Annotated in this window: 13 protein-coding genes; all 13 read left to right on the top strand. The window is 56.2% G+C overall.

Features of this window, described 5'->3' with window-relative positions:
• Positions 1 to 26 precede the first annotated feature (26 nt).
• The 13 genes from Q7K71_00515 (at position 27) to Q7K71_00455 (ending at position 13,069) form a co-directional block, all read left to right on the top strand.
• On the top strand, positions 27 to 641 hold the full coding sequence (locus Q7K71_00515) for an OmpA family protein (protein ID MDO8674585.1): 615 nt from the start codon (positions 27 to 29) through the stop codon (positions 639 to 641).
• Positions 638 to 982, top strand: coding sequence for a hypothetical protein (locus Q7K71_00510; GenBank protein MDO8674584.1), 345 nt, complete (start codon positions 638 to 640; stop codon positions 980 to 982). The genes Q7K71_00515 and Q7K71_00510 overlap by 4 nt, the downstream gene beginning before the upstream one ends.
• A 77-nt stretch (positions 983 to 1,059) precedes the next feature.
• Positions 1,060 to 1,770 (top strand): isoprenyl transferase, encoded by a 711-nt coding sequence (locus tag Q7K71_00505; GenBank protein MDO8674583.1) that lies wholly within the window; start codon positions 1,060 to 1,062, stop codon positions 1,768 to 1,770.
• Positions 1,733 to 2,614 carry a phosphatidate cytidylyltransferase gene (locus Q7K71_00500; protein MDO8674582.1) on the top strand — a complete coding sequence of 294 codons (882 nt, stop codon included), beginning with the start codon at positions 1,733 to 1,735 and terminating at the stop codon, positions 2,612 to 2,614. The genes Q7K71_00505 and Q7K71_00500 overlap by 38 nt, the downstream gene beginning before the upstream one ends.
• A 2-nt stretch (positions 2,615 to 2,616) precedes the next feature.
• Entirely contained in the window at positions 2,617 to 3,768 is a 1,152-nt protein-coding gene (locus tag Q7K71_00495; GenBank protein ID MDO8674581.1) for a 1-deoxy-D-xylulose-5-phosphate reductoisomerase, read from the top strand.
• Positions 3,768 to 4,883, top strand: coding sequence for a M50 family metallopeptidase (locus Q7K71_00490; protein MDO8674580.1), 1,116 nt, complete (start codon positions 3,768 to 3,770; stop codon positions 4,881 to 4,883). Before Q7K71_00495 ends, Q7K71_00490 begins: the two co-directional genes overlap by 1 nt.
• Positions 4,871 to 6,142: a CpaF family protein gene (locus tag Q7K71_00485; protein ID MDO8674579.1), complete on the top strand. Its 1,272-nt coding sequence runs from the start codon at positions 4,871 to 4,873 to the stop codon at positions 6,140 to 6,142. The genes Q7K71_00490 and Q7K71_00485 overlap by 13 nt, the downstream gene beginning before the upstream one ends.
• Positions 6,143 to 6,179: 37 nt before the next feature.
• Positions 6,180 to 7,418, top strand: a complete 1,239-nt coding sequence (gene proS, locus Q7K71_00480) for a proline--tRNA ligase (protein ID MDO8674578.1) — start codon at positions 6,180 to 6,182, stop codon at positions 7,416 to 7,418.
• Positions 7,406 to 7,876: a hypothetical protein gene (locus Q7K71_00475; protein ID MDO8674577.1), complete on the top strand. Its 471-nt coding sequence runs from the start codon at positions 7,406 to 7,408 to the stop codon at positions 7,874 to 7,876. Before proS ends, Q7K71_00475 begins: the two co-directional genes overlap by 13 nt.
• Before the next feature lie 12 nt (positions 7,877 to 7,888).
• The gene (nusA, locus tag Q7K71_00470; protein MDO8674576.1) at positions 7,889 to 8,908 is read left to right on the top strand and encodes a transcription termination factor NusA; all 1,020 of its coding nucleotides are present in this window, start codon (positions 7,889 to 7,891) and stop codon (positions 8,906 to 8,908) included.
• 5 nt (positions 8,909 to 8,913) lie between these two features.
• Positions 8,914 to 11,358 carry a translation initiation factor IF-2 gene (gene infB / locus Q7K71_00465; GenBank protein MDO8674575.1) on the top strand — a complete coding sequence of 815 codons (2,445 nt, stop codon included), beginning with the start codon at positions 8,914 to 8,916 and terminating at the stop codon, positions 11,356 to 11,358.
• Positions 11,355 to 12,338, top strand: a complete 984-nt coding sequence (trpS, locus tag Q7K71_00460) for a tryptophan--tRNA ligase (GenBank protein ID MDO8674574.1) — start codon at positions 11,355 to 11,357, stop codon at positions 12,336 to 12,338. The genes infB and trpS overlap by 4 nt, the downstream gene beginning before the upstream one ends.
• Positions 12,335 to 13,069: a segregation/condensation protein A gene (locus Q7K71_00455; protein ID MDO8674573.1), complete on the top strand. Its 735-nt coding sequence runs from the start codon at positions 12,335 to 12,337 to the stop codon at positions 13,067 to 13,069. The genes trpS and Q7K71_00455 overlap by 4 nt, the downstream gene beginning before the upstream one ends.
• Positions 13,070 to 13,071 lie beyond the last annotated feature (2 nt).

Below are 13,071 nucleotides of genomic sequence, written 5' to 3'. Positions count from 1 at the left end.
AAATTATTCAACAACAGGGGGATCGCATGCGTCAGAATCGGATGTTTTTTGTCACCATCGTCTTGAGCGGGTTGATCGCCATCGGGTTTTCCGGCTGCACGGTCATTTTTCAAAAGGGCCGGCGCGCCGACGTCGAGAGAATTTCCAAATTGAAAAGCGATCTGACCGAACTGGAGCGCGCCAAGCAGGAGCTGGAGAGCCGTCTCAAGAACGAGATCAATGACAAAGAGGTCAAGGTTGAGATGCTGGCCCGTGGCCTTGTCATCACCTTTGTCGCGGAGGTGCTGTTCGATTCCGGAAAAGCCCAGCTGCGCAAGGCCTCCTTCCCTAAACTTGACAAGGTCGCCGGTGTCCTGAACACCACGGTGGCGGATTTGAACGTCGGTGTTGAGGGCTACACGGACAATGAGCCCATCCGCAAGTCGGGATGGAAGTCCAACTGGGAACTGTCCTCGGCGCGCGCTTTAAGTGTTTTGCATTATTTGAGCCAAAAGAACGTTTCCGAACCGCGTCTGGCGGCCATCGGTTACGGCGAGTTTAAGCCCGTTGCCCTCAATACCACCAAAGAGGGCCGTCAAAAGAACCGCCGGGTCGAGATCGTGATCCTGCCTAAAACAGAAAAGACAAAATCCGAAGAATGAAAAAAGACGTTGTTGTGGTCATTTTAGGGTTATTGGTCGTCGGTCTTTCCGTTTTTTTGGCGCGTTCCCTTGAAAAAGAACACAGGGCCCTCAAAGGCCTTGAGGAAGAACGCTACAGCCGCATGGTGGCTGAAGAAAGTTTGCAGAAGAACGCTTCGAAACTGTCCACGATGGAAGCACAGATCAAGTCCACCTCGGACAAGATGGTCAAGATCCAGGATATCGTGGAACAGGAAAAAGGCGTTAACGCCGACCTGAAGAAGCAATACGCGCAGTTGGCCGAAGCCAAAGAGGCGTTAGAAGCCAAGGTCAAGGCGGCAGTGCAGGCACCAGCGCAATGATGGACATGGCGGCGTAAGCGTTTTGCATTTTAGTTGTCGCAGTACGCAAGGGGGATGGATATCCCCCTTTAATATTTATGGACGATTCCAAGGTCCCCATGCATGTGGCGATCATCATGGACGGCAACGGCCGTTGGGCGCAGGCGCGGCATTTGACGCGCACCCAGGGACATATCGAAGGCGTCAAACGCGTTGAAGAGATCACGCAGGCGGCCCTTAAGGCAGGGGTCAAGGTGCTGACCCTTTACGCTTTTTCGACGGAGAATTGGTCGCGGCCCCCGGATGAGGTGAGCATGCTCATGCGCACCCTGGTCTCGGCCCTCAACCAAAAGGCCAAAGAACTGCACGTCCACGGCGTCCGGATCCGTTTCATCGGCCGCCGCCAGGGCGTCCCCGATCATGTGCGGACCGCCATCCGATCGGCCGAAACCATGACCGGGGCGGACACGGCAATGACCTTGAACGTGGCATTCAATTACGGAAGCCGCGCCGAGATCGCGGACGCGGTCAAGGGCCTTGCGGCCGACGTCAAAGCCGGGCGCTTGGGACTTGAGGACATCAGCGAAGAGACGTTGGGCCGTTACTTGTATACCGCCGGCCAGCCGGACCCGGACATTTTGATCCGCACGTCGGGTGAACAAAGGATCAGCAATTTCCTGCTCTGGCAGTTGTCGTACGCGGAGTTGTATTTTACGGACAAGTTTTGGCCGGAATTCACGGTCCAGGAGTTTCACAAGGCGTTGGCCGAGTTTGCCGGACGTCAGCGCCGTTACGGCGGCGTTAAATGAGCACCTGATCAAGGAGTTCCCCTTGTCGCGCGCGCGTTTTTTATCCGCTTCGTTCATGGCGATGCTGGCCGCCTGGGCCGTGGTCAATGATTTCATGTTCATCGCCGTCATTTGTTTCCTGACGGCGGGCGGTTTGTACGAGTTCTTTCACATGGTGCAGAAAAAAGACGTCCCGATCTACAGTTATATCGGCATCTTGATCGGCCTGTTGATCCCGATCACCGTCTTCACGCGCTTTGCGTTGACCAAGAATTGGGAATTGCTTTTTATCGTTGTCGGGTTTTTGCTCATCCTCCTGCTGCAATTTTCCCGGCAGGACAACCGCAACGCGATCCTGGGCCTTTCCACGACGCTGTTCGGCGTCCTGTATGTTTCGTGGTTTTTTAGTTTCCTCGTCAAGATACGCATGATGCTTCCCGGCGTGGAAGGCGTAAAACTCGCCGGGTTCATTCTGCTGGTCACCAAATCCGGGGATGTCGGCGCGTTTTTGATCGGCAGCCGGCTGGGACGGCATGCGCTTTTGCCCAAGGTTAGTCCTCATAAAAGCGTTGAGGGCAGTATCGGGGCTTTGTTGTTCAGCACGCTGACCGCGGTGGTTTTCCGGTCTTTTTTGCCGGCGGAGGCGCATTTTCCGCTCCTGCAGGTTGTTTTGATGGGCGCTTTTTTCGGAGGGATCGGCCAACTCGGAGACCTGTCGGAGTCGCTGATCAAGCGCGACTGCGGGGTCAAGGATTCCGGCCGGCTTTTGCCGGGTTTGGGCGGTGTTCTGGATATGCTGGACAGCGTTTTGTTCGCGGCCCCGGCGTTTTATTTGTACATGAGTTCAACGTTAAAAAGCCTTTGATCATGCGTCCTAAACGAATTGCGGTTTTAGGGTCTACAGGTTCCATCGGGGTCAACACATTAAAGGTTGTCGAGCGTTACCCCGAACGTTTTATTGTCACGGCTTTGTCGGCGTATACGAATACAGCTCTTTTACAAAAGCAGATCAGGCAATTCAAGCCAAAACACGTGGCCGCCGCGCCCTGGACGTTGGCGGGTCTCAAGAGATCATTGCCCTCTTCAACGCGGTTGTATGATGCGCAAAAGGATTTGGGCGCCATGGCCGCCCTTAAAGACGTGGATGTCGTCGTCATCGCCATGCGCGGGGCAGGGGCCTTGGCCCCGTTTTTGGCCGCGGCCAGGGCGGGCAAGACCATTGCGCCGGCCAATAAAGAGGCCCTGGTCATCGCCGGAGAGATATTGATGAAAGAAACACGCCGCTGCGGGGCCCGGATCATCCCGGTGGACAGCGAGCAAAGCGCCATTTTTCAATGCCTCGACGGGTCCAGGTCCCCGGTCAAAAGCGTGCATTTGACGGCGTCGGGAGGCCCTTTGCGGGACGTGCCGGCCCGGCGGTTTGGCGCCATGACGGTCAAAGACATTTTGCGCCATCCGCGCTGGAACATGGGGCCGAAGATCACGGTGGATTCAGCGACGCTGATGAACAAGGGTTTTGAGTTCATCGAAGCCCAGCGGCTCTTTGGTTTGCGTTTTGACCAGATCAAGGTGGTGGTGCATCCCCAGGCCATCATCCACTCCATGGTGGAATTTGAGGACGGGTCCATTTTGGCCCAGTTGGGCATAACCGACATGCGCCTGCCCATCCAGTATGCGCTGACCTATCCCGACCGTCTGCCAACGGGTTTGCGGCGTTTGGACCTGGCGGGATTGAAACATTTGGATTTTCAAAAACCGGACCTGAAGAAATTCCCGGCCTTAGGCCTGGCGTTTGAAGCGGCGCGTTCGGGCGGCACGCTGCCGTGCGTGCTCAATGCCGCCAACGAGCAAGCTGTGGAGGGATTTTTGAAAGGGAACATCGGTTTTACGGCCATTTATAAAGTGGTTGAAAAAATCGTGCGCCGGCATAAAATAGTTGCGTCTGCGACGGTTGCGGACATCCTGGCGGCCGATGCCTGGGCCCGGCAGGAGGCCGGGGCTGTGATGGAAAAAATATAATGATGACATTGTTTATTTTTATTTTCATATTGAGCATCCTCATCCTGGTGCATGAGTGGGGGCATTACATCACGGCCAGGAAATGCGGGGTGAAGGTCGAGCAATTTTCTTTGGGTTTCGGCCCCAAGATCGCCGGCCGGGTCATCAACGGCACGGAATTTGCTTTGTGCGCCATTCCTTTGGGCGGCTATGTCAAGATGGCCGGCGACGAACGGGACCAATGCAAGGGTGTCAGCGGCGAATTTTTTGGGAAATCCATCGGGCGCAGGGCCCTGATCGTGGTCATGGGGCCGGTGGTCAATCTGGTTTTGGCTTACGCCTGTTTTTGGGCGGTCTTTATGATCGGCCATGTGGACCTGGACGCTTCCGCGAAGAAAGTCCCCGCGGTCGTCGGCCAGGTGCTTGAGGGGTCAGCGGCCCAGAAAGCGGGGATCGTACCCGGGGACAAGATCCTGAATGTCAACGGCAAGGCCGTCCTGCATTGGCCGGACCTGCAGGAAGCGGTGACAACCTCGCAAGCAGCACAACTGTCCATTGTTTTGGAGCGTCAGGGACAGCGGGTTGAAAAGACCCTGGTCCCTTCGGACCAGACGCAGAAAGATATTTTTGGACGGACGCATGTCACCCGGCGCATCGGGGTGGGGCCCCGGCCGATGGACAATGCCGGGGACCTGGTCATCACGCGTTACGGTTTTTTCCAAGCGTCCCTCAAGGCCGTCCAGGAGCTGGGATCGGTGACGGTCAAGACCTGCACGGCGTTGTATGAGATGGCTTTGGGCCTGCGCTCCCCCAAGGAAGCCATGGGCATCATCGGCATGTTCTTCATTGTCAAGTTCGCCATCACGGTCGGGTTTTCGTTCTTGCTGCACATCGTCGGGGTCATCAGCGCGAGTTTGGCGATCTTCAATTTACTGCCGGTCGTTCCTTTGGACGGCGGGCATTTGTTCCTGATGGGCCTGGAGAAACTGCGCGGCAAAACATTGTCCCTGCGGGTGGACCGGATCATCACCCGGGCGGGTTTCAGCCTGATCATCGTTTTAGCGGTGTTCGTTTTTTATTCGGATTTTGAACGCATCGGGCTCATTGACAGGATCGTGAACATATGGCCACATTAGATCAAAAAGAACTGAAATCCGTCATTTACCATTATTTGATCTCCAAGACCAATTTTCTGGAGATCAAGGACCGGATGCACGAGGACCAGCTGCAGCTTTTTGTGGACGAGGCCATCACCAGTTTATGCCGTGAGAAACAATTGACGGTCTCCATGGAGGAGCGCACCGCCGTGATCCGGGAACTGGTCACGGCCATCGTGAGCCTGGGGCCGTTGCGGCCTTTCATGGAGGACCCGATGGTCAGCGAGGTCATGGTCAATGGCGCCAAGTCCGTCTACATCCAGCGTGCCGGCAAGACCGAGAAGACCAATGTCCATTTTTCAGACAATGCCGAGCTTTCGCATACGATCCAGAAAATGCTGGCGGCTTCCGGTTCCCACCGGCGGGTGGACGAGTCCTCGCCGTACGTGGATTTTTCCCTGCCCGATGGGTCGCGGGTCAACGTCATCCTGCCGCCGTGCTCCCTGCACGGGCCGATCATGACCATCCGTAAATTTTCCACCAACCTGACGAGCGTTGATGATCTCATCGGGCGCGGCATGCTCAACAGGCCCATGGCCGCGTTCCTGACGGCCGCCATCAAGGCCAAACTGAATATCGTTTTTTGCGGTTCCACCGGCAGCGGTAAGACCACCCTGCTCAATGTGCTCTCCAGCCATATCCCGGCGCACGAACGCATCATCACCATTGAAGATACGGCTGAGTTGCGGCTCATGCAGGACCATGTCGTGTCCCTGCAGTCCAAGACCGCCAATATTGAAGGCAGGGGCGAAGTGACCATCCGCGACCTTTTTATCAATTCTCTGCGCATGCGTCCGGACCGCATCATCATCGGCGAGGTGCGCAGCCACGAGGTCCTGGACCTGGTCCAATCCATCGCCAGCGGGCACGCGGGTTCGTTGGCCATTGTCCATGCCGATTCCCCGCAGGAATGTTTTAACCGCATGACCACCATGATGCTCATGTCCGGGATTCGCCTGAGCGGGGAACAGATCCAGCAGCAGATCGCCAGCTCCATTGACCTTATTGTCTACGTTGAGCTTTTTCTCGATGGTGTGCGCAGGGTGGCCAATATCACGGATCTGCGTTTCGACAAGGAAACCAAAATGATCACGCTGGAGGATATTTTTACGTTCAAACAGGAACGCATTGATCAGGGCGGCAAGGTCGTGGGCGATTGGACCATGTCCCGCAAGCGGCCCTCGTGTTATCCCACGTTTGTCCGGCGCAATGTATCTTTGAACGGGCTTTTCGAATAAGGGAGGTAGAGACGCAGCAATGCTGCGTCTGTGATTTATGTTGTGGTCCAAATATTTTATCCCGACGCTCAAAGAAATACCGGTCGGTACAGAGGCCGTCAGCCATCAATTGTCGCTGCGCGCCGGCCTGGTGCACATGCTGACTTCCGGCGTGTACACGTATTTGCCTTTGGGGTATCGCGTCCTGCGCAAGGTGGAAAACATCATCCGCGAAGAAATGGACGCGATCGGCTGTCACGAACTTTTGATGCCGTCTTTGCAGCCCGTTGATATTTGGAAAAAGACAGGGCGCGATGTGACGCTCAAAGAAGTGATGATCACCTTTGACGATAAAAAGGGCCGGCGCATGTGCCTGGGGCCCACGCACGAAGAGGTCATTACGGATCTGGTCAAACATTTCATCCAGAGTTACCGCCAATTGCCGGTGACCCTGTATCAGATCCAAACGAAGTTCCGCGACGAGACCCGCACCCGGTTCGGCATCGTGCGCGCCTGCGAGTTTTTGATGAAAGACGCGTACAGTTTTGACCGCGACGCGGGGGGCTTAAAGAAGAATTACGATCTGCAGCACGGGGCGTATTTGAGAATTTTTAAACGTTGCGGTTTGGATGCCGTGACCGTCGAGGCGGATCCCGGGGCCATGGGCGGGAGCGTTTCCCATGAATTTTTGGTCCTGGCCCCGATCGGAGAGGATGTGCTGTGGGTCAACGGGGCCGGCCGGGCCGTTAAAGATAACAATGGCCAGCCGCCGCCGGCAAACGGTCCGTGGGAGCGCAAAATAGCCATTGAACTGGGTCATATTTTCCAATTGGGCACCAAATACAGCCAGGTTTTGGGCGCTTTGTATCTTGATGAGGACGGTCAGCAAAAACCCGTGATCATGGGCTGTTACGGCATCGGGGTCAGCCGGCTGATCGCCGCCATGATCGAGATCAATTGCGACAAGGATGGCATCATCTGGCCGCGGGAGGTGACGCCTTTTGACGTGGAGATCCTGCCGGTGCAGGCGGGCGATGCCGAAAGCATGGCTTTAGCCAAAAAATATTATGAGGACTTGACCGCGGCGGGCCTGGATGTTTTGCTGGATGACCGCGACGAAAGCGCCGGGCGCAAGTTCCATGACGCGGACTTGGTCGGCATTCCCTATCGCATCGTCATCGGCAAGCGCACGCTGGCCCAGGGTCAGGCGGAGATCAAATGCCGCCGGACAGGCAAGACCGAGATGGTCGCTAAAGACAGCGCCGTGGAAGCTGTTTTAAAGTTATGCCGCCCTTAGATACGGATGAGATCCGCTGTAAGGTGGAAACGCTGGCCGCGCCCATTCTGGCGAACGCCGGTGTCGACCCCGTGGAATTGAGCGTGGGTGTTTATCAAGAGGATGTGATCATCCGTTTTGCGGCCGATCTGCCCGCGGGCGGCATCACCGTCGGGCAATGCGCGTCGCTCAACCAGACCATCGTTGAAGCCATTGACGCCGACGGGTTTTTAGGGGAGCAGGGATATTCGCTGGAATTTTCTTCGCCGGGCTTGGACAGGCCGTTGGTCACGGCCAAAGATTTCCGCCGTAACCTGGATCGCGCGGTCCGCTTTTGGCTCAAAGAGCCGGTGGAAGGAAAAACAGAATACAGCGGCGTGCTGATGGCCGCCGATGAAAAACAGATCGTTGTACGGACAAAGAAGAAAGAGATCGTTTTGCCCTTGGGGCAGATCGTTAAAGCAACGCTGGTTATTTAGAGAGGCTTAAGCATGGAGAATGAATTACTGACCATTTTGGAACAATTGGAGCGCGACCGGGGCATCAACAAGGAGATCCTGATCGCCGCTGTCGAGGCCGCCGTGGCTTCCGCCGCCAAGAAGATCTGGAGCGTGGACAAAGAGGTGGAGGTCAAGGTGACCCTGGACCGTGAGACCGGAAAATTGACCGCCTGGGCCGGCGACCAGGAGATCCATTCCAGCGAGTTCGGCCGCATCGCCGCGCAAACCGCCAAACAGGTCGTCATCCAGAAGATCCGTGAGGCGGAAAAAGACGTGGTTTTTAATGAATACAGCGTGCGTCTGGGCCAGATCATCAGCGGTGCCGTGTACCGTTTTGAGCGCGGCAATATCATTGTGGACTTAGGCAAGACCGAAGCGCTCATCCCCCGCAGCGAACAGTCCAACAAAGAGGAGTTCCGTCAGGGGGAACGCATCCGCGCTTATCTTTTAGAGGTGCGCCGCGAGACGCGGGGCCCCCAGATCATCCTTTCGCGCACCAACCCGAATTTTGTCAAACGCCTTTTTGAACTGGAAGTGCCGGAAATTTACGAGGGCATCATCGAGGTGAAAGCCATCGCCCGCGACCCCGGCGAGCGCACCAAGATCGGGGTCTTTTCCAAGGACGACAAGATCGATTGCGTCGGCGCCTGTGTCGGGATGCGCGGTTCGCGTGTCAAGAACATCGTCACCGAACTGCACGGCGAAAAGATCGACATCGTGCGTTATTCCGACGATATCAAGGAATACATCCAGGCGGCCCTGTCCCCGGCGGAAATTTCGCAGATGCAGCTCATTGCCGATGAGAAGCGCGTCAACATCATCGTGGACGAGGACCAGTTATCTTTGGCCATCGGCAAGTATGGCCAGAACGTGCGCCTGGCCAGCAAATTGGTCGGCTGGGAACTGGACATTTATTCCGCCAAACAATGGGAAGAAAAGCAAAAGCAGGCCCAGGCCGAGCAGGCCGGGCCAACCCCGCCTCCAGCGGGGTCTGAAGAGGAAGAGGCATAGACGTTATGTTGATATCGGATCTGGCTAAAGAATTAAAAGTGACGGAGAATTTCCTTCTCAAGAAACTCAAGACCTTGAAACTCAAGGCCAAGGACGGGTCCCTGACCAAGATCGTTGAGATCGTCTTGCGTGACGCTTTGGCCAAGCAAGGCATCGGTGAGGCCGTTAAGGATGAAGAGGATGAAGCGCCGAAGAAAAAAATAGTGAAGAAAAAGGTGATTTCCGCCAAAGGCGGATCCGCCTCCGGCGGAAAGCCGGCCGTTGCGAAAAAAGTCCCCAAAAAACCCGTTGCCCACGCGCCAGTTGTCGTGGCTGCGCCTAAAGCCAAGGCGGCAGAGCCGATCAAAGCGGTTGTTCCGCCGCCCAAGCCGCAAGTGGTTCGACCGATCTCACCGCAGGTGGTTCGATCAAGCTCACCACAAGCGGTCGTGCCCCCGCCGTCGCCACCACCACCTCCGCAGCCGCCCAAGGTTGACGTTTCCAAGATCGAAATACCCAAGGAAGTTTACCAGTTTGATCCTCTCAAGAAAAAGACCATGCGTTTTGACCAGCCCTTTGTCACAGTCAAACCGCTGGCCAAGAAACGCAAACGTTCGCCCGAAGGCGGTTTCGGGGCCTTCGGCAGCCGTTCCAGCAAACCGTCGGCCAGCATCGCCGGTGCCGTGGTTGAAGAAGTCGTTTCCACCGGTCCTTTGCGGGACATTGAGATCCCGTTCCCTATTACCGTCAAGGATTTTGCGGTCAAGATCGACCAGAAGACCAATGTGGTGCTCAAGAAACTGCTGGATATGGGCATTTTTGCCAGCATCAACCAGTATCTTAACGAAGAGACGGTCCACAAGATCGCCGAGTTTTTTGGATACAATATCCTTAAGGTCAAGAGCAAGGAAGAACAGCTGATCGATGTCCATGAGCACGAAAAGGATGATCCGGATTCCTTGAAACCGCGCCCGCCCGTGGTAACATTCATGGGCCATGTGGACCACGGCAAGACGTCTTTGCTTGACCGTATCCGTTCCAGCAGGGTGGCCCAGGGCGAGCACGGCGGCATCACCCAGCATATCGGCGCGTATTCCGTCGACACTCCCAACGGCAGGATTACGTTTTTGGACACTCCGGGTCATGAGGCGTTCACGGCCATGCGTGCCCGCGGGGCGCACATCACCGACCTGGTCGTTCTGGTCGTGGCCGCCGATGAGGGCGTCATGCCCCAGACCGAAGAAGCCATTAACCATGCCCGCGCGGCCGGGGCCCCCATCATCGTTGCCCTCAATAAAATAGACCGCAAGGAGGCCGATCAGGACAGGGTCAAGAAACAACTGGCCGTCCATGACCTTTCGTCCGAGGATTGGGGCGGTAAGGTGGGAGTGGTCGGTGTTTCCGCCGTGACGGGAGAAGGCATTGATGCCCTTTTGGAGCGTATTTTGTTGGAAGCGGAGATCCTGGAATTGAAAGCCAACCCCGCCAAGAAAGCGTCGGGGATCGTTATCGACGCGCATTTGAGCCAGGGCAAGGGCACTGTGGCCGCGCTCATCGTCCAAAGCGGTACTTTAAAGGAAGGCGATGCGGTCGTGGTTGGGCCTTACGCGGGGCGCGTCAAAGCGCTTTTTGACGGCCATGGGCGGCCCATCAAGGAAGCAGGGCCTTCAACACCCATCGAGATCCTCGGCCTGTCGGAAGTCCCGGCCGCCGGGGACATTTTTTATGCCGTCGAGGACGAGAAACAGGCCCGCGACATCGCCGCCGTGCGCCAGGAAAAGATCAAGCACGAGAAATTGGCCGGCACGGCCAGGGTCTCCCTGGAGGAACTGTATTCACAGATCCAGCAGGGCGATATCAAGGAACTGCGGGTCGTCATCAAGGGGGACGTGCAGGGCTCCATTGAGGCGCTCAAGGAATCGCTGGCGAAGATCCCCACCAATGAGGTGAAACTGCGGTTCATGCACGCGGCGGTCGGCGACGTCAATGCTTCCGACGTCATTTTGGCCGTGGCGTCCCAGGCCATCATCATCGCTTTTCATGTCAAGATAGACACCAAGGCCAAAGAGGAACTGGAAAAAACACCCGTGGACCTGCGCGAATACCGCATCATTTATGACGCGGTCGACGACGTCAGAAAGGCCCTGGAAGGGCTGCTGGCGCCCCGGCTCAAACGTCATTTCGTGGGCCGCGTTGAGATCCGCAATGTCTTTAAATTGAGCCGCTCCGGTGTCGTGGCCGGATGTTACGTGCAAAAAGGCAAGGTCCGTAACAAGTCCCAGGTGGAGGTCCTGCGCAACGGCGAGGTCGCGCACACGGGCCATATCAGCACTTTGAAACGGTTCAAGGATGACGTCAAGGAAGTGGCCGAGGGTTTTGAATGCGGGATCACCGTCGCCAATTTCGACGGGATCCAGGTCGGCGATGTCATTGAAGCCTTCGAGGTTGAGTCGATCGCCAGAAAACTATGAAAACCGTTTTTTCAGCCATGCGTCCGACGGGCAAACTCCACCTCGGCCACCTTTTGGGGGCCTTGCGCAATTGGGTGGACCTGCAGGACAAGGCGCAATGCATCTACAGCATCGCCGACTGGCACGCGCTCATGAGCGAATATGAGCAAAGCCGCCAGGTGCAGGGTCACATTGCGGACATGGTGCTGGATTGGCTGGCGTGCGGCATTGACCCGGACAAAAGCATTGTCTATCTGCAGTCGGATGTGCCCGAGCATTTGGAACTGCAGATGGTCCTGGCCTGCCTGACGCCGTTGGGCTGGCTGGAACGCAACCCGACGTACAAGGAACAATTGCGGGAGATCGCCTCCCGCGACCTGCAGACCTACGCGTTTTTAGGTTATCCGGTTTTGCAGGCCGCGGACATCCTGCTTTATAAGGCCGATGCCGTTCCCATCGGCGAGGACCAGGTGCCTCACCTGGAATTGTGCCGCGAGATCGGCCGGCGTTTCAATTTTATCTACAAGACGGAACTCTTTCCCGATTGCAAGGCCATCTTGACGCCGGTCCCGCGGCTGTTGGGTACGGACAACCGCAAGATGAGCAAAAGTTACAATAACGCCATCAACCTTTCTGACACGCCCGACGTCATCCGCGAAAAGACGGCCCGCATGATCACCGATCCCAAACGCATCCGGATGACCGACCCCGGCCATCCCGATGAGTGCAATGTGTTCAGTTATTATAAAGTGTTCGCCATTGACCAGGAGCGGGAGGCGCGCCACTGGTGCTCCAACGCCCTCAAAGGCTGTGTGGATTGTAAAAAAGTGATGGGCGGCCGTCTGGTGGATTATTTGGGCTTTATCCGGGAAAAACGGGCGGAATTGGGAAAAGACAAAGATTTCGTTGCCGATGTCTTGCGCGAGGGCGCGAAAAAAGCCCGTGTCATCGCGGCCAGGACCATGGCGCAGGTCAAAGAAGCGGTATTCGCCAAACTATGAACTACAAGATCCAATTAGAAAAATTTGAAGGCCCACTGGACCTCTTGCTGTACCTGATCAAGAAAAACGACATTGATATTTGCGATATCCCCATTGCCTCGGTCACCGACCAGTATATGGAATATATCGCCATGATGAAGATGCTTGACCTGGACGTGGTGGGGGATTTTTTGGTGATGGCCGCCACCCTCATGCAGATCAAATCCAAAATGCTTTTGCCGCCTGACCCGTTGGCCGAAACCCCGCCGGAAGACCCCCGTGATGAACTGGTGCGCCGCCTGGAGGAGTACAAGAAATTCAAGGAGATCGCTGAGACCTTAAAGACCAGGGAACAGGAGCGCCAGGATTTCTTCCGCCGGGTGGTGGATGAAGAGCGGCTCAATGAGATCAAAGAAGACGCCGAGGAAGTGACGTTTGAGGCCACCTTGTTTGACCTCATCAACGCGCTGAATGCCGCGCTTAAAAGCGTCCCGGAAAAAAAGATCTATGAATTGAAGCAGGAAGAATACACCGTCGAGGAAAAGGTCCACGCCCTGTTGCATCTTCTGGCGGACCAGCCGCGGGTGTCCTTGGCCGCTTTGTTCAGCCGTTGTTCAGGCAAAGACGAGATCGTCTGCACCTTCATCGCGGTTTTGGAATTGATACGGCTCAAAGAGATCGTGGTCCTGCAGCGCCGCGCGTTTGAAGACATTGAGGTCATGCGTAACGGCGCGCATGAAGGCCCGCAATAACT

This window comes from Candidatus Omnitrophota bacterium (assembly GCA_030650275.1).
Lineage (GTDB): Bacteria > Omnitrophota > Gorgyraeia > Zapsychrales > Fredricksoniimonadaceae > JACPXN01.
Note: the sequence above shows the minus strand (reverse complement) of the source record. Positions and strands in the feature narration are given on the sequence as shown.